At 64.0% G+C, this 17,216-nt stretch carries 14 protein-coding genes; 7 read left to right on the top strand and 7 right to left on the bottom strand.

The window, feature by feature from the left end; translation table 11 throughout:
* Positions 1-46: 46 nt before the first annotated feature.
* Positions 47-547, bottom strand: coding sequence for a hypothetical protein (locus tag RMO51_RS11950; RefSeq protein ID WP_310394901.1), 501 nt, complete (start codon positions 545-547; stop codon positions 47-49).
* Between the two features lie 114 nt (positions 548-661).
* On the opposite strand from RMO51_RS11950, the gene RMO51_RS11945 reads away from it, so the two are divergent.
* The 3 genes from RMO51_RS11945 to RMO51_RS11935 all read left to right on the top strand — a co-directional run bounded on the left by RMO51_RS11945 (position 662) and on the right by RMO51_RS11935 (position 4,447).
* The gene (locus RMO51_RS11945; RefSeq protein WP_310394900.1) at positions 662-2,455 is read left to right on the top strand and encodes an amino acid permease; all 1,794 of its coding nucleotides are present in this window, start codon (positions 662-664) and stop codon (positions 2,453-2,455) included.
* Between the two features lie 325 nt (positions 2,456-2,780).
* Positions 2,781-3,341 carry a transposase gene (locus RMO51_RS11940; RefSeq protein WP_310394898.1) on the top strand — a complete coding sequence of 187 codons (561 nt, stop codon included), beginning with the start codon at positions 2,781-2,783 and terminating at the stop codon, positions 3,339-3,341.
* 119 nt (positions 3,342-3,460) lie between these two features.
* Complete coding sequence (locus tag RMO51_RS11935; protein ID WP_310394896.1) at positions 3,461-4,447, top strand: lipid A deacylase LpxR family protein; 987 nt, start codon at positions 3,461-3,463, stop codon at positions 4,445-4,447.
* 139 nt (positions 4,448-4,586) lie between these two features.
* On the opposite strand, the gene RMO51_RS11930 is transcribed toward RMO51_RS11935, so the two are convergent.
* Complete coding sequence (locus tag RMO51_RS11930; RefSeq protein WP_310394895.1) at positions 4,587-5,588, bottom strand: DMT family transporter; 1,002 nt, start codon at positions 5,586-5,588, stop codon at positions 4,587-4,589.
* Between the two features lie 137 nt (positions 5,589-5,725).
* Between RMO51_RS11930 and hemA the strand changes: the two genes are divergently transcribed.
* Positions 5,726-7,000, top strand: coding sequence for a glutamyl-tRNA reductase (hemA, locus tag RMO51_RS11925; RefSeq protein WP_310394893.1), 1,275 nt, complete (start codon positions 5,726-5,728; stop codon positions 6,998-7,000).
* Between the two features lie 34 nt (positions 7,001-7,034).
* Here the strand turns inward: hemA and RMO51_RS11920 are convergent, their stop codons facing one another.
* The 5 genes from RMO51_RS11920 to fdhD form a co-directional block, all read right to left on the bottom strand.
* Positions 7,035-7,187 (bottom strand): hypothetical protein, encoded by a 153-nt coding sequence (locus RMO51_RS11920; RefSeq protein WP_310394892.1) that lies wholly within the window; start codon positions 7,185-7,187, stop codon positions 7,035-7,037.
* Entirely contained in the window at positions 7,184-7,702 is a 519-nt protein-coding gene (locus tag RMO51_RS11915) for a hypothetical protein (protein WP_310394890.1), read from the bottom strand. The genes RMO51_RS11920 and RMO51_RS11915 overlap by 4 nt, the downstream gene beginning before the upstream one ends.
* A 142-nt stretch (positions 7,703-7,844) precedes the next feature.
* Positions 7,845-10,427 (bottom strand): FdhF/YdeP family oxidoreductase, encoded by a 2,583-nt coding sequence (locus RMO51_RS11910; protein ID WP_310394889.1) that lies wholly within the window; start codon positions 10,425-10,427, stop codon positions 7,845-7,847.
* Positions 10,428-10,530: 103 nt separating this feature from the next.
* Positions 10,531-10,896 (bottom strand): DUF7009 family protein, encoded by a 366-nt coding sequence (locus tag RMO51_RS11905; RefSeq protein ID WP_310394887.1) that lies wholly within the window; start codon positions 10,894-10,896, stop codon positions 10,531-10,533.
* 100 nt (positions 10,897-10,996) lie between these two features.
* Positions 10,997-11,866 carry a formate dehydrogenase accessory sulfurtransferase FdhD gene (gene fdhD, locus RMO51_RS11900; RefSeq protein WP_310394885.1) on the bottom strand — a complete coding sequence of 290 codons (870 nt, stop codon included), beginning with the start codon at positions 11,864-11,866 and terminating at the stop codon, positions 10,997-10,999.
* Positions 11,867-12,473: 607 nt separating this feature from the next.
* On the opposite strand from fdhD, the gene RMO51_RS11895 reads away from it, so the two are divergent.
* The 3 genes from RMO51_RS11895 to RMO51_RS11885 all read left to right on the top strand — a co-directional run bounded on the left by RMO51_RS11895 (position 12,474) and on the right by RMO51_RS11885 (position 17,151).
* Complete coding sequence (locus tag RMO51_RS11895; RefSeq protein WP_310394883.1) at positions 12,474-13,013, top strand: energy transducer TonB; 540 nt, start codon at positions 12,474-12,476, stop codon at positions 13,011-13,013.
* Between the two features lie 221 nt (positions 13,014-13,234).
* A complete protein-coding gene (locus RMO51_RS11890) occupies positions 13,235-16,000 on the top strand; it encodes a TonB-dependent receptor (protein WP_310394882.1) in 2,766 nt (921 codons plus the stop codon).
* Positions 16,001-16,245: 245 nt separating this feature from the next.
* Entirely contained in the window at positions 16,246-17,151 is a 906-nt protein-coding gene (locus tag RMO51_RS11885; RefSeq protein ID WP_310394881.1) for an AEC family transporter, read from the top strand.
* The last annotated feature ends 65 nt before the right edge of the window (positions 17,152-17,216 follow it).

The raw sequence follows: 17,216 nt of genomic DNA, 5'->3' as shown, positions 1-17,216 counted from the left end.
TGACACCCAGCCCTGGCGGCGGAAATAAATTCGCGGCTTATCTTCCTCACCTGTAAAGTCCAATCCGGATTACCACCCCGGCCTGTAAAGCGCAGGCCGGATTATCACCTCCACCTGTATAGCTATAGCCGGACGAGACACTCGGCGCCACATCGGGCCTGCGAATAGCCTCGGTATAGCCAGGCTTCGCGACACGCTTGCCCATTTCGTGCATCTCGGCCGGAGCCTGCGCGTGCGCCCTGCTGCCGCCGGCCGCCCGCACCGCCCACACCGCCATGGCCGCCGCCAGCCAGGCCCGCCACCGCGTGAGGGCAGCCGGGGCGGCGCGCTGCAACGGCCGCTCCAACTGCCCCGCCGCGAAGCGCCCGCAGGTGCGGGCGCCCGCGGCCCGGGCCAAATGGGCCAGGATTTCGGCGTCGGTGTGCCGGGTGAAGTCGACCACCGTTTGCTGGCACGCCGCGCAGTGGTGGCCGGTAGCAGCCGGAGTCATGGCGGCCCAGCTTTCGTTGCAGGGCTGCGGAATGGTGAGTAAAATGGGCGAGCGCATGGGCCTGACGGGGATAATGGGCAGTACGGCTTTGATGCCCACGGCGCGGCAATTCCACACGCCCCCCGCTTTATGTTTTATCTTTTCGCCCCCAAACCCGCTTCCCGCCTTTGCATGCTTCCTGAAAAGTCCCTGTTTCGCCGCAAAACCATTGCGGCCATTCTGCAGAATCCCCCGGCCGACCACGAAGGCCCTTCCCCCGGCGGCCTGGCCCGCCACCTCACCGTGCGCGACCTCACCGCGCTGGGCATCGCGGCCATCATCGGGGCCGGCATTTTCAGCACCATCGGCAAGGCCAGCCTCGACGGCGGCCCGGCCGTGTCGCTGCTGTTCGTGTTCACGGCCGTCGCCTGCGCGTTTTCGGCGCTGTGCTACGCGCAGTTCGCGGCCACCGTGCCGGTCAGCGGCTCGGCCTACACCTATGCCTACGTCTCGTTTGGCGAACTCATAGCCTGGATTATTGGCTGGGCCCTGATTATGGAATACGCGGTGGGCAACATCGTGGTGGCCATTTCGTGGTCGGACTACTTCACCGGACTCATGGACGGCATCGGGCTGCACATCCCGGTCTGGCTCACGATGGGCTTCCAGACCGGTCACGCCGGCTACGAGGCCGTGCTGGGCCTGATGCAGGCCGGCAAGCCGCTCAGCGCCGCCAGCCCCACCCAGCTGGAGGCCTACAAAGCCTGGACCACGGCCCCCGAGCTGTTCGGCAACTGGCGCCTGGTCGTCGACCTGCCCGCCTTTGCCATCGTCGTGGCCATTACGGCCCTGGTCTACGTCGGCATCAAAGAGAGCAAGAACGCCTCGAACCTGCTGGTGCTGCTCAAGCTCGTCATCGTCTTCATCGTCATCGCGGTGGGCGCGTTCTACGTGCAGCCCAGCAACTGGACGCCCTTCGCCCCCAACGGCGTGGGCGGCGTGCTCCGGGGCGTGTCGGCGGTGTTCTTCGCCTACATCGGCTTCGACGCCATTTCGACCACCGCTGAAGAATGTAAAAATCCGCAGCGCGACCTGCCCAAGGCCATGCTCTACGCCCTGGTCATCTGCACGGTGCTTTACGTCATCATCACGCTGGTGCTCACGGGCATGGTGCCCTACACCAAGCTCGGCGTGGGCGACCCGCTCTCCTTCGTGTTTGCCGAAATTGGCATGCCGCGCCTCTCGGGCTTGGTGGCGGTGAGCGCCGTGTTTGCCATGGCCTCGGTGCTGCTGGTGTTTCAGTTGGGCCAGCCGCGCATCTGGCTCACCATGAGCCGCGACGGGCTGCTGCCCCCGGTGTTCTCGCGCATTCACCCGCGCTTCCACACGCCCTCGTTCGCCACCATTGTCACGGGCTTTTTCGTGGCTGTGCCGGCGCTCATCCTGAACATGGACCTGGTAGTGGACCTCACCAGCATCGGCACGCTGTTCGCCTTCGCGCTGGTGTGCGGCGGCATCCTCGTCATCGACCCCTACGGCCGCTCCGAAGCCCGCTTCAAGGTGCCCTACGTTAACGGGCAGTGGCTGATGCCGCTCATCCTGGCCGGGGGCGCTTTTCTGCTCCTGCGCTACAACGCCACCGGCAACCAGGGCTTCTGGCAAGACCTCAGCGGGCAGCACGGCTGGCTGCTGCTCGACGGGGGCGGCAAAATCATCGGCGGCTTCGCCCACCAGATTCCGACGCTGATATTTTTCCTCTCCTGCATCGCGCTGTGCGTGCTCTCGTTCCGTAAGAAGCTCTCGCTGCTGCCCACCCTGGGCCTGCTCATCAACCTGTACCTGATGACCCAGCTCGGCATCAGCAACTGGACGCTGTTTTTTGTCTGGCTGCTGATTGGGCTCGGCGTGTACTTCGGCTACGGGTATTCCAACTCCAAGCTGGGGCAGCCGGCAGTGGTTAGTACAATGGCGAAAGGTGGATTATAAAAACCCATAATCCACTTTAGGAGGATAAGTTGGATTATGGGTTTTTATAGTGGCGGTGGTTTAAAATGAGGTGGCAGGATTATGTCAACTAACTGCAACGAGTAGAAAAATGCTTTTGCGCCTCGTTGACTGCATTTTTAAGCAGTTAACAATCAGCTGTATTGTAGGTTACCACCCCCATTTGGACCAGCGCCGGAATTGCTACACTCGTGGCGAAGTGGTTTGCGAAAAAAGGGGTAGTTCGGGCAACGACGGGCGGGGGCCAGCCCCGCACCCTACTTCGGGAGCCGGATAAACAGCTTCACGTTCCCTAATGCCCCCGCGCATGGCCCCCGGCGAAACTTCCTTCCTCACCTTTCGCCTGCGCGGCACCGTGCCCGCCGCCACCGGCCGCGCGCTGGCGGCTGAGCGGCGGCAGGCCCAGGAAGCTGGCACTGACCCCCGCCGCGCCCAAAAGCAGTTTTTTGCCAAGTTCGACGCCGTGCTCGACCGCGCGCCCATCGGCCCGGCCTATTTCGATGACGAAAAGATGGCCGAAGTGCTGGCCGGCGAAATCATGATGCTGGAGGAAACCGGCTTCGTGGTCCACGGCTTCGCTACTCTGCCCAACCACGCGCACCTCGTGCTGCATTTGCCCGAAAACAGTGACCTGTCTTTTGCGAAAGCTGTGGACCTGCTGCACCTGCGCACGGGCACCCATTGCCGCCGCCTGGTGCGCCCCAAGCTGCCGCCCGAGGCCGAGTTCTGGCAAACCGGCTGGTTCGAATACACCGTGCGGGACGAAGCCGAATTGACCCGCGTGCTGGCCTACGTGCGCGGCAATGCCCGGCAAGCGGGCCTGCCGGCCCGGTTTCAGGAGTGGCCCTACGTGGGGCCGGAATCTTAGGCCCGGGGCCACTGAGCCGGCAGCAGCCGGGCGTTGCCAGTCCATTTCCGGCCGCTGCAAACCGCCCGCCCCGCCAGGCCACGTACGTGTGACCGCAAGCCTCCAGGTTCCGCCACTTCATGCGCTATTCGCCAGCCCTTCCGTTTGCGCTGTTGCTGCTGGTCCGCGCCAGCCCCGCCCGCGCCACCGCCCCGCCCGATACCCTGCGCCCCGTCAGCGCCGACCGGCTGCTGGGCTACACCTACGCGAATGACCTGTTTTTTCGCACCGACTACTACTTCACCCAGGGCATGACCCTGACGCTGGTGCACCCGGCGCTGGCCCGCTCGCCGGTGCGGTACCTGTTGCCGGGCGGCGCCCGCGGCAGCCAGCAGCACCACGGCATCACGCTGCGTTACGACGGCTTCACGCCCCTGCGCATTCAGGACCCGTTCATCCGCGTGGGCGACCGGCCGTATGCGGCCTACGTGTACGCGTCGTTTTTTCGGGTGAGCACCCGGCCCGGGCGGCAGCGGCTGACCACGGCGCTGGAAGCGGGCTTCATTGGTCCCGCCGCCGGGGGCAAGGAGCTGCAAACCGCCATTCACCGCGTCACGAATAATTCCGAGCCGCGCGGCTGGGGCAACCAGGTCCGCAACGACTTGGTGCTGGGCTACCGGGGGGCTTTTGAAAAGCAACTGCTGGCCATCCCCGGCCGCGCCGAGCTGCTGGGCAGCGCCGAGGCGTCGCTCAGCACCCTGTACACGTACGCCGGCACGGGCGTGCGCCTACGGGCCGGGCGGCTGAACCCCTACTTGGCCAACCTGGGCGTGGCGGGTCCGCAAAGCCGCGCCAGCCTGCGGCGCTGGCAGCTCTACGGCCAGGCCACGTTCGAGGCGCGCCTCGTGGGCTACAACGCCACGCTGCAGGGCGGAATTTTTACCGATGCCAACCCCTACACCATCGCTGCTGACGACGTACGCCGGGCCCTGCTGCGCGGCACCGGCGGCGTGGTGCTGGCGTGCGGCGGCTTCAGCTTCGCAGCCACCGGCACCTGGGTATCGCCAGAGTTTGCGGGCGGCCGCCCGCACCGCTGGGGACAGCTAGGCATAACGGCAGCGTTTTGACGCTGCGCTTAATGAGGAATGAAGAATGAGGAATGAGGAATGAAGAATTGGAAAACAGCAAGAGGGCCCGAACTTCCTCATTCCTCATTCCTCATTCCTCATTCCTCATTCCTCATTAAGCGCAGCGTCAAGCAGCGTCCTACCGCGCCCGGTGGATAATCAGCACGCCGGCCAGGATGACGACCATGCCCAGCAGGTGCCAGAGGTTGAATGTCTCGCCGTCGAGCGCGCCCCAGGCCAGGGCCACGATGGGAATGAGGTAGGTACTCGACGAGGCAAACAGCGCCGTGGACTGCTGAATGAGTTGGTTGAAGAGCACCATGGCCACGGCCGTGCTCATGGTGGCCAGCAGCGCGATGTAGCCAAACGCCGTCCAGGACCCCGGCACGGTGGCCAGCTTGTGCAGAAACGCCGTGCCCAGCAGCAGGTAGGCCAGTGCCGGCCCGCCGATGAGCAGCAGCAGCACCGCCGTCACGGCCATGGGCGTGAGGCCCCCCAGCTTGTGCTTGATGACGTTCACGCTCACGCCGTAGCCGAGCGTGGCCGCCACGATGTAGAGGCCGTACCAGGCGTTGCCTTCGCCGGTGGGCGTGTCGGAGCCGCCGCTGCCGCCGAGCAGCAGCATCACCACCGTGCCCACCAGCCCCAGCGCGATGCCCAGCACCCGCAGCCCCGTGAGCCGCTGCCCAAACAGCAAGGCCCCCATCAGCAGCGTGAACGCCACCGTCAGGGCATTGAGCACCCCCGCCAGCCCCGAGGCCAGCTTGGTTTCGGCGTAGGCAAACAGAAACGCCGGCATTAACGTCCCCACCACACCGCTCAGCGCCAGCCACTTGAAGCGGCTGCGCGCCACCCCGCCCACGTGGCGCAGGGCAAACGGCAGCAAGAGCAGGGCCGCCACGCTCACGCGGGTAGCGCCCAACTCCGTGGCCGAAAACACCAGCAAGCCTTTTTTCATCAGAATAAACGACGTGCCCCAGATGGCGGCCAGCACCAACAGCAGCGCCCACGCCAGCGGCGCGGGCGGACCGGCCGCCGGACGCCCCGTCCCGCTCTTCTCGCCGCCGCTGGCCCCGGAAGCAACCGCGGCGGGGACAGCAGCAAGTGGACGATTGGCAGCGGGTGAAGTTTGTGTGGGCATGATGCAAAGGTACGGGGACCCGTCCGGCGGCTCCCGGAAAATTGTATTCTGACCCGAACCACGGGCCCGATTTAGCTGTTTCATTCTTGCCGAATCCTGCCGTATTTTTGTGGGCCGGTTTCGTGCCGATTTCGTCTATGTCGCATCCGTTCAAGGCCGTTAGCCTCTCGTTTAAGAAAGCTCCGCTGGCCATCCGGGAGTTGCTTTCGCTGGACGAAGCCGCCTGTCGCCGTTTCCTGCACACGCTGCACCACGACCTGGGCCTCTCGGACCTGCTGGTGCTCAGCACCTGCAACCGCACCGAAGTCTACTACGCGGCCGACGACGACCGCAGCCGCGAAATCATCCTGGCCCTGGGCCACCTGAAGGACCGCGCCGACATCGCCGCCTTTCTCCCCTACTTCGACCTGCTGCTCACCCCCGACGCGGCCACCCAGCACCTGTTCGAAGTCGCCATGGGCCTCGACGCCCAGGTGGTGGGCGACCTGCAAATCAGCAACCAAGTAAAGATGGCCTACCAGTGGGCCGCCGATGCCGACGCCGCCGGCCCCTTCCTGCACCGCCTGCTGCACACGGTTTTCTTTACCAACAAGCGCGTTCAGACCGAAACCAGCTTCCGCGACGGTGCCGCCAGCATCAGCTACGCGGCGCTGGAATTGGTGGAAGAGCTGACCGCCGACGTGGCCAACCCGCGCGTACTGGTGGTGGGCCTGGGCGAAATCGGGGCCGATGTGTGCCGCCACCTGGCCGCCAGCAAGGCCTTCGGCGACATTACCATCTGCAACCGCACCCGCAGCCGGGCCGAGGCCCTGGCCGAAGAATGCGGCATGCGCCTCATCGATTTTGAGGATTTGGTGCCCGCGCTCAAGGAAGCCGACGTCATTATTTCCTCCATCAACTGCGACGAGCCCTTCTTCACCCGCGAGCTGGTGGAAAACCTCGACGTGCTCAGTTTCAAGTTCTTCGTCGACCTGAGCGTGCCCCGCAGCATTGCCCCCGACGTGGAGCAGGTGCCCGGCGTGCTGATTTACAACATCGACGCCATTCAGAGCAAGGCCTCGGCCGCGCTGCAAACCCGCCTGGCCGCCGTGCCCCGGGTGCGCGCCATCATCGCCGAAAGCCTGGCCGGCCTGCAGGACTGGGCCAAGGAAATGCTGGTTTCGCCGCTCATCCAGAAGATGAAGGCCAGCCTCGAAACCCTGCGCCAGGAGGAATTGGACCGCTACCAGAAGCGCGCCACCCCCGCCGAAAGCAAGCTCCTCGACGAAGCCACCCGCTCGCTGATGCAGAAGATTCTCAAGCAGCACGTGCTGCACCTCAAATCGGCCTGCAAGCGCGACGACGCGTGCCAGTTGGTGGAGTTGCTGGGCGAACTGTTCGACTTGGAGAAGACTGGGGAGCTATCGGCATAGCCAGTTTGCATTACAATTTTAAAGAAAAAGCCGCTTACTGGGCGGCTTTTTGCTTGCTGATTTCTGAGAGTTTTCTTAGCTGTTGGGGCAGTTGTAGCATATCAGCTTCAGCCGCATCCAAAAGATGCTTGATGCGGATTTGCGCAGCTTTTTCAGTAGCAAGTCCGGTTGTCATACGCTTTTTCATATTTTCTCTCGAATAGTAGTTAAATATAACCGCTTAACGACGGTTGTTACCAAGCTGTTCATTTTATGTTCGGCTCGCCGTCGATTGCGGTCTTGTCGAAACTGGCGAATAATTTTCCTCTCTTCACTTTCCCAAACCTCCGCCAGGAGTAGCCTATTCCAACCGAGGGCAGGCCGCAACAATCGATAGACGCAACGTCCCGCCACGGCTCGTAACTCACGTAGTTCGTAATCATGGGCAAATTCTACGTCTTCTCGACTCAAGGGCCCATGGCTTGGATGATTATGGGTCAGGATGCAGTCGGTCATTCTTGCCAGCTCCGTGTCAGCAAATCGTATCAGTTTTACTGCACCCTGGCGACTCACAATGAGCTCTTTGTCTTTGTCGAAGACAAATGCCACTTCCACTGGTGCCCGCGCAATTTGCCGCTCCACGCTCAGTAACAATTCCAACAATGGCAGTTCAAAATTGAGTTGAACGGCGGTAATCTCAAAGTCAGTGGTCCTCTCGGGCATCAGTACACAAGGTAATTCGCGGTGTCAGTCCTAAAAAGTCAAAAAGCCCAACCTCAGCACAGAGATGGGGCTTTTTGACTTTTTAGGCTCTCCCTCTCGCCAAGAGAAGGGCCAGGGCAGCGGTTCCAGGCGAGGCGGGTAGCTACGCCTGCGCCATCATTGCCTCGCGCGCCTGCACGCGCTTCTCGTTGTTCACCGCTGTGGGCACCACCGTCACCACCACGTACTTGGAGGTGGGCGTATTGCTCACCTTGGCCACGCTGGTGATGGGCACCAGCGGGTTGGCCTCGGGAAAGTAGGCGCAGACGTTGCCCTGGGGAATGTCGTACGGCACGGCCACGAACTTCTCTACCCGGCGCTCCTCGCCCTCGAAGTGGCTGGTGATGTCGATGAGGTCCTGGGCTTTGAGGCCGCGGTCGGCCAGGTCGGCCGGGTTCATGAACAGCACCCGGCGCTCGTTGTGGATGCCGCGGTACCGGTCGTTGTACTCGTAGATGGTGGTGTTGAACTGGTCGTGGCTGCGCACGGTCATCAGCACCAACTGGCCGGGTTCGAGGTGCGGCTTGTCCAACGTGGTGGTGGAGAAGTTGGCCTTGCCGTTCTTGGTGGTGAACTTCCGCTCGCGCGGGCCATTGGGCAGGTAGAACCCGCCGGGGCGGCGCAGCTTCTCGTTGAAGCCCTCGAAGCCGGGGATGACGCGCGCGATGTGGTCGCGGATGACGTCGTAGTTCTCCGTCATGGCCACCCAGTCGGTGGTGGTGCGGTCGCCGAGCGTGGCAATGGCCATGCCGCAGATGATGGCCACTTCGCTCAGCATCTCGCCGGCCAGCGGCACCAGAATGCCCTTGTTCTGGCTCACCACGCCCATCGAGTTTTCGCAGGACGTCATTTGCTGCCCGGACTTTTGCAGGTCGATGTCGACGTGCGTGAAGCAGGGCAGCAGCAGGCTGGTTTTGCCCGTCACCAGGTGGCCGCGGTTGAGCTTGGTGCCCACGTACACGGTCAGGTTCTGCTTGCGCATGCCGTCGGCGATGATTTCGGTGTCGGGGCCGGCGGCCAGCAGGTTGCCGCCCAGGCCGAAGTAGACCTTGGTTTTGCCCAGGTGCATGGCCTTGATGCTCTCCACCACGTCGAGGCCGTCCTCGCGGGGAGCCGTGAACTTGAACTCCTTCTCCAGCGAGTCGAGGAAGGTGGAATTCACCCGCTCCCAGATGCCCATCGTGCGGTCGCCCTGCACGTTGGAGTGACCGCGCACCGGGCAGGTGCCCGCGCCGGGCTTGCCGATGGCGCCCTTCATGAGCTGCAGATTCACGATTTCCTGAATCGTCTGCACGCCCTTGCGCTGCTGCGTGATGCCCATGGCCCAGCAGGTGATGATTTTCTGCTTGTGGGCCAGCAGGTTGGCGGCTTCGAGCAGCTGGGCGCGCGAAATGCCGCTCACCTCCTCAATGTCTTCCCAGCTCGTGTTGCGGATGTTCTGCTCGAACGACTCGAAGCCCGTGGTGAACTCTTCCACAAACTGGCGGTCGACCACCTGGCCGGGGTTCAGGTCCTCGGCCTCGAAAAGGTGCTTCATCAGGCCGCGCAGCAGGGCCATGTCGCCGTCGACCCGCACCTGCAGGTACACATCGGTAATCGGGGTGCCGTCGCCCATGAGCGCGCCCAGCGCCCGGAGCGGATTCATGAAATCCTGCGGGTTCTTGAAGGCCACCAGGCCGGCCTCAATCAGCGGGTTGACACTGATGATTTTGGCGCCGTTGCGCTTGGCCTTCTGCAGGGCCGAGAGCATACGGGGGTGGTTGGTGCCCGGGTTTTGGCCAATGATGAGGATGACCTCGGCCTCGTGGATGTCGTTGAGCGTGACCGAGCCTTTGCCCAGGCCCAGCGTGGGGCTCAGGGCCGAGCCGCTGCTCTCGTGGCACATGTTGGAGCAATCGGGCAGGTTGTTGGTGCCGAACTGGCGCACGAACAACTGAAACAGGAAAGCCGGCTCGTTGGGCACCTTGCCCGAGGTGTAGAACACCGCCTCGTCGGGCGAATCCAGCGCGTTCAACTCCTTGGCGATGATGTCGAAGGCATCGGGCCAGGCAATGGGCGAGTAGTGGTTGTCGCCAGGGCGCTTCACCAGCGGGTGCGTGAGGCGGCCGGCGTTGTTCTGGTCGCGGTCGGTCATCCGCGAGAGTTCGGCCAGGCTGTGTCGGGCGAAGAACTCCGGGCCGGCCGCCTTGTCGTCGGCGTCCGAAGCGGTGGCTTTGGCGCCGTTCTCGCAAAACTCGGCCACCGAGCGGTGCTCGTCGGGGTCGGGCCAGGCGCAACTCGAACAGTCGAAGCCGTCCTTCTGGTTGAGGCCGAGCAGGGCCTTGGTGCCGCGCCCCACGCCGTCTTGCCCCCAGCTGAACTGCATGGACTTGAGCACGGCCGTGACGCCGGCGGCCACTTTCTCGCGGCCTTCGAGGCGCAGGCCGGTTAGCGCCTCCGTGGGCTGGGCCAGCACGGGGTGCAGGTACTTGGCATTGGCCGTTTCCAGGGCGGGAATGCGGCGCGTGGGCGCGTCGGCGCTGGCTTCGTGGCCGGCCATGGTGGGGTGGTCGGCGGCGGGGATTTCGTAGTCGGCGGCTGGCGCGGTGCCCTGGTCGGGCCGCTCGCCGCTCTTGGGCGCGTCGCTGGCCTGCTGCTCGTGCGCTTTGCCGGCTTTGCTGGGGTCGGTCACGGGGGAATCTTCCATATTAAAGTGTTGATTTTTAATGATTGAATGTTGATTTCAGGAAACGTCAAGTTTTTTGGGCCGGAGGCACGCATCAGCCGGCTGCGCCCTCAAAACTTAAAGCTCAACCCTCAACACTTCCTCGGTGGCGGCAGTCTAAATCCTTTTCAACTAAGATGCGAAGGCGCTGGTTATCAGGCAGCGGCACGTCGTGCGCGAAACCAACCTGGCTGGTTTCGACCCACGCCCGGGCCAGCGCAAACGGCACCCGCACCGTAATGGCGCCCGGCTCGTAGTGCACCTGCACCGGCTCGGCATGGGGCAAGGTTTGGGCGGGCTCCGAGCCCCGCGCCAGCGCGTAGGTGAGCTGCTGCTCGGGCCCGAAGCCGAAATGCACCGTGGCGGTGACCCGGCCGGAACCAGCAAACTCCTCGATTTCGTCCCCGGAAAGACGCAGGCGCAAGGTATCGTCTTCGATGCGAAGCTTCATGGGCAAAACGGCCGCCTAGCGAGCGGTCCCAAATGTAACGCAAAGGCCCCTCGGCCGTTGCAATTAACTATAGCAATTGAGCAAATTACCGGTGGGGCGGCTAGCTGCCCAGCCGCCAGCCGTGGCTGTATACGTTGTACCGCTCGTGGCGCACGAAACCCAGCACCGTCATCCCAAAGCTTTCGGCGGCCTGCACGGCCAGGCTGCTCGGGGCGCCCACCGCGGCCAGGATGCCGATGCCCGCCGCCGCCGCTTTCTGCACCAGCTCGAAGCTGGCGCGGCCGCTCACCAGCAGCACGTGCTGGTGCAGCGGCAGCCAGTCGGCCAGCAGCGCCGCGCCGATGAGCTTGTCGAGGGCGTTGTGGCGGCCCACGTCCTCGCGCAGCAGCAGCAGCTCGCCGGCCGGGGTGAACAGGGCGGCGGCGTGCTGGCCGCCGGTTTGCTCGAAGCCGGCCTGGGCGGCGCGCAGGCGCCCGGGCAGCTGGTGGACGACTTCATAGGCAAGACGCGGGCCAGCGGCGGGCAGCACGGGGCAGGCCGCGGTGCGCACGGCGTCGATGCTGGTTTTGCCGCACACGCCGCAGCTGGAGCTGGTGTAGAAGTGCCGCTCCAGGGCCCCGAAATCAACTTTGACGTGGGCCGCCAGCTCAGCGCGGGTCACGTTGCCGGCTTCCTCGGCCTTCCGCACGTCGGGGCAGGGGATGATGCCCAGCACGTCGGCCCTGCTATGGATGAGGCCTTCGGTGAGTAGGAAGCCGGCGGCCAGCTCTTCGTCGTGCCCCGGCGTGCGCATGGTCACGGACAGGGTGCGGTGCCGGCGCTGGCCGTCCACTTCGTAGCCCACGCGAATTTCCAGCGGCTCCTCGGCGGCGAGCTGGTCGGAGGCCGGTACGGGCGGGCCGCCGCCGCTCACCTTTTCAATGCGGGCAAACTCGTAGCTGGCGGCGGGCAGCAGGATGGCGGGCTCCATGAGAAAAATGCGGCGGTTTTGGCGAGACGAACCGTGCCCACCAATTGGCCAAGTATAAGCGCAAAACAGCGACGCAAGTTTCATGGGGTTGCCCAAGCGCACCGGGCACACGAACCAGAGAACCGCACTGGAGAAGCCGAGGCCGGCCGAAAACCTTGTGTCTTAGCCAGCGTCACGCTTGCTAACCCAAAGGGCTGACGTGGCCCGGCATGGTTCCCGCAGCGGTAACCCAGGCCGGCCCGACGCAGCGGTGTGGCTGTTCCGCTGCGTTCGGCATGAGCGCCCGCTTGGCTGAGCATCGTGCCGGATGGTGCTTCCTTCGCGGAACCAAAAAGTAACGCGTAACCCCTTGTGCTTCTTTGCCGCGCGCCACGCCGCCAACTTGCAGCAGTTGGAGAATGTGCAATAAATTATTGGGCCGGGCGCTGACTGGTACTTATTTGGATGTCAGCAATAAAATATAATGCAATATCAACAAAGACGCTGAGTACATTCAAAACCTTGATTTTAATGAGGCTAAGGCTCCTATATTTACCAGCCTTACCCCAACTGGGATTACTGTAGTACATAATTCTTCTTGCTTGTGCTCCGAAATTTACTCCTCGGCATGATGGCTTGTTTACCGTTGTGCGCGGCCGCCCAAAACCAGCGTGCCACCAAATGGGAAAGCGGCGCGCTTAGCAAAGGCAAAAAAGTTGGCGAATGGGAATACTTCAGCTACTCGGCTACTGGAGAGCGGGTGGTGTCCCAGCGCTACGACCACACGACGGGCAAACTGCTCTTCTCCCGGCTCGACGACCAGACCTACGAAGCCGAAACCACGCCCGGCACCTGGACCCGGACCGCCCTGACGCAGGCGCCCTGGTTCATTGGCGGGCACGAGGCGCTGGCCGCGTACACGGCCAAGCTCAACTACCCGGCCGCGGCCCTGGCCCGCAACGTGGAGGGCAAGGTCATCATCGGCTTTGTCATTGACACGCTCGGGCACGTCGGCGCCCGCCGGGTGGTGCGGGGCATCGGCAGCGGCTGCGACGAAGAAGCCCTGCGCGTGAGCCGCACCGTGCCCGACGCCTGGGTGCCCGGCCGGCTGGGTAGCCGCGCCGTCAGCGTCTTGTACGAATTACCGTTCACGTTTCGCTTAAAATAAGAGGTTGCCTCCAAACGCGGTTTCACGCGTTGCTTCACGCTGAGTTTGACAGTTAATTAGCCAACAACCGGGTGCCGCCGGGCGATTTGTTGGGCGGCATGCGCGCGGCGCGGGTCAGCCCCGTTCGGCGCCCGAACACTTCCGGCGCCGGGCGGTTTTCGCCCAAGGTTGAATCGTTTCTCTACTCTTTTCTTCACCACTTTTTTACCAGCCACAGTTTCATGAAACAAATACTACTACTGCTCTTCGTCCTGTTTGGGTTGACGGCAAACGCGCAAAAGCTAGAGGTTTCGGGGCACGTGCTCGGCAGCCGGGGCGAGGTTATTCCCGGGGCCACGGTGCTTGAAAAAGGCACCAACAACGGCACGGCCGCCAACAGCGAGGGCCTCTTTACCATCAGCGTCGAGCCCAGCGCGACGCTCATCTTTTCGGCCGTCGGCTTCCAGGCCCAACAGATTCCGCTGGATAACCGCTCCACGCTTGAGGTAGCCTTGCAGGTGAGCGCCCAGGACCTGAACGAGGTGGTGGTGGTGGGCTCGCGCGGCTTGCCCCGCACCGACGTGGAGCGCCCCTCGCCGGTGGACGTGCTCAGCGCCAAGGAGCTGCAGGCCACCGGCCAGGTCGATTTGGGCCAGCAGGTGCAGTTCAACTCGCCCTCGTTCAACTCGGCCAAAACCGGCGTGAACGGCGTGGCCAACTACGCCGACCCGGCCAGCCTGCGCGGCCTCTCGCCCGACCAGGTGCTGGTGCTCTTGGACGGCAAGCGCCGCCACCAATTCTCCGCCCTGAACCTGAACGTGACCGTGGGCGCCGGCACCGTGGTGACGGACTTAAACGCCATTCCGGCGCTGGCCATCGAGCGGATTGAGGTGTTGCGCGACGGCGCGGCGGCCCAGTACGGCTCCGACGCCATCGCGGGCGTGATTAACCTAGGGCTGAACAAGAGCACGGGCGTGGTCACCGCCAAAGCGCAGTACGGCATCACCAAGGAGGGCGACGGCGCTCAGTACCTGGCCGGCGCCAACTACGGCTTGAAGCTGGGCAACGCCAACCCCGGCTACCTCAACCTGACCTTGCAGTACCAGCGCCAGGAGCAGACCAACCGCACGGACAACTACGTGGGCGGAGTTTACACCACCTTCAATGCCCCCTCTACTCTTCCCGCCGCCCCAACTGCTCCTCAGCTCGCCACCGAGAACCGCATCCGGGCCGAGCGCGGCGTGTACGGGCCCGTTGGCACGCCCTTCAAAGTAGGCGTGTACGGCAGCAACCAGGCCGATATCTACCAGGGCTTCTATAACCTGGGCGTGCCAGTGGGCGAGGGCGGATGGTCGGTGTATAGCTTCGGCGGGTATTCACGCAAGGACATTCTGGCCTACGGGTTCTTCCGCAACGGCGCGACCGCCGGTGGCAACTACAGCCCGCTGTTTCCCGATGGCTACCTGCCCAAGCTGCCGGGCCGCAGCGACGACTACTCGGCCGTGGTGGGGCTGCGCCGCAAGGTGGCCGGCGGCTGGAACCTGGACTTTAGCTCCGGCTACGGCTACAACTACCTCGACTTGTTTGCCAACAACACCGCCAACGCTTCGCTGGGCGCGGAGTCGCCCACCGATTTTTACGTGGGCCGCAGCACCTTTGGCCAGAGCACGAGCGAGGTGAACGTGTCGCGCAACTACGAGGGCCTCTTCGGGACCAAAACGTTCAACGTGGCCTTTGGCGGTCAGTTCCGGGCCGACCAGTTCACCCTGGTGAAAGGCAGCCCGGAATCCTACGCGCGCGGGGCGCTGGCGGACCCCGCGCCGACCACGCCGCCAACGCCGCGCAAGAACCCGTTCTCGAACGGCCGGCCGGGCATCGCGCCCGACGAGGAGACCAACACCACGCGCACCAACGTGGGCGGGTACGTCGACCTGGAGAGCGACGTGACCGAGCGCCTGCTGCTGGCGGCGGCCGTGCGCTACGAGAACTACTCGGACTTCGGCTCCAACGTGTCGGGCAAATTCGCTTCGCGCCTCAAGCTGACCGAGGGCCTTTCGCTACGCGGCTCGGTGAACCGCGGCTTCCGAGCTCCTTCCTTGCAACAGACGTTCAACAGCGTGACCACCTCCACGGTGCAGGCCGGCTCCATCGTGCAAACCAAGCAGCTGCGCAACGACGACCCGCGGATAAAGTCGCTGGGCGTGGCCGAGCCCAAGGCCGAAACTTCCTGGAACTACAGCGTCGGCGTGGCCGCCCAGGCCAGCAATAGCTTGCTTTTTACCCTCGATGCCTACCAGATTGACATTACTGACCGCATCATCGTCAGCGAACGGCTGATTAAAAGGGATATCGTGGCCTTGCAAACACCGGCGTTCGATGTCGAGGAAATTCGCTTCTTCACCAACGCCATTGACACCCGCACCCGCGGCCTTGATTTAGTGACGACTTACAAGACCGATTTCGGCGAGCAGAGCCGCCTGAGCGTCAGCCTGGCCGGCACCTTGAACGAAACCAAAATCGTGCGCACCGCCGACACGCCCGCCGAGTTGCAGGCCGGCACCGCCAACCGCGTGCTGCTCATCGACACGGTGAGTATTGGGCTGATTGAGCGGGCCCAGCCGCGCCGGAAGGTGCTGCTCTCGGCAACGTACTCGCTGGGCAAGTTCAGCCTGACGCCCCGCGCGACTTACTTCGGGGCGGTGACGGCCTACGAGAAGCCGAACAACCGCACCGTGACTACCGGCGGCGTGACCAGCGTGATTTATGTGCCCCACATCAGCCAGGAATTCAGTGGCAAAACCGTGTTCGACCTGTCCTTGGTGTACACCCCGGCCAGTGCCATTGCCTTGACGGTGGGCGCCAACAACTTCACCAATGTGTACCCCGACCGGGTGGACGCCGCCCGTTTCGCCAGCTACTCCAACGGCGAGATTCCCTATTCGCGCAACGTGGCCCAGTTCGGCTTCAACGGCGCGTACTACTATGGCAATCTGACGCTGACGTTTTAGCGTTCGCCTCACGGGACCCCTCCGGGGCCGGCCCCCTCTCCGATGGAGAGGGGGGGGGGAGCCCGTCGACAGTTGAGGGTTACAAGGGAAGGGTTGAAAGTCAAAGACCCGCTTGCCTCTTAACTTTTAACTCTTCAATTGTAGATAAAATCCCGCGCCGCCATGGCTCCCCCCTCTCCACCGGAGAGGGGGCCGGCCCCGGAGGGGTCCCGTGAGGCGAAACACCAGAACGAACCCATCGCCCCATGACTAACCTCGTCCTGCTGCTTGTCTGCCTGGGTGCGGGGGCGGCGCTACGGCACTGGCGGGTGGTGCCGCCGGGCTCGCACGCGGTGCTCAACCAGGTGCTGCTGGCGGTGCTGCTGCCGGCCCTCACGTTTCTGCACCTGGCCGAGGCGCGGCTCGACCAGCGGTTTCTGCTGCCCATGCTCATGCCCTGGCTGATATTCGGGGCGGGCTGGGCGTTTTTCGCGGCGGTGGGGCGGCGGCTGGGGCTGGCCCGCGGCACGGTGGGCGCCCTCATTCTCACGGGCGGCATCAGCAGCGTCTCGTTCGTGGGGTTCCCCATTTTCGAGCTGCTCTACGGCCGGGCCGGGCTGGAAATGGGTATCGTGATGAGCTTGGCCGGCTCGATTTTGATTTGCGTGACCTTGGGCGTGGTGGTGGGCGCGTGGTACGGGGCGGCCCGGCCGAGCTGGCGCAGCATCGGGGCCAACGTGGTGCGGTTTCCGCCGTTTTTGGCCTTCGTGCTGGCGCTGGGGGCCAACGCGGCGGGCTACCGCCACCCGGCCCTGGTGCGCGGCGTGCTGGAAAAGCTGAGCGCGCCGTTTCCGGTCGTCGCGCTGCTCTCGGTGGGCCTGCAACTGCAACTGGCCGTGCCGCGGTCGCGGGCCCGGCTGCTGGGCCTCGGCCTGGGCTACAAGCTGCTGCTGGCCCCGCTGCTGGTCTGGGGCGTGTACCACGGCCTGGCCCGGCAGCACGGCCCGGCCGTGGACCTCTGCGTGCTCGGCGCCGCCATTGGCCCCATGAACACGGCCGGCGCCGTGGCCGACCGCTACGGCCTCGACCCGCCCCTGGCCGCCCAGATGGTGGGCCTGGGCATTCCGCTTTCGTTGCCGCTGCTGGCCGCGCTGGGCTGGTGGCTGCAGTAGTTGTTGGTTTTTCGTTGTCAGTTGTCAGGCTGTGCTGACCATTGCTGACGCCTGAACGCTGACAA

This window comes from Hymenobacter sp. (assembly GCF_031398885.1).
Lineage (GTDB): Bacteria > Bacteroidota > Bacteroidia > Cytophagales > Hymenobacteraceae > Hymenobacter.
Note: the sequence above shows the minus strand (reverse complement) of the source record. Positions and strands in the feature narration are given on the sequence as shown.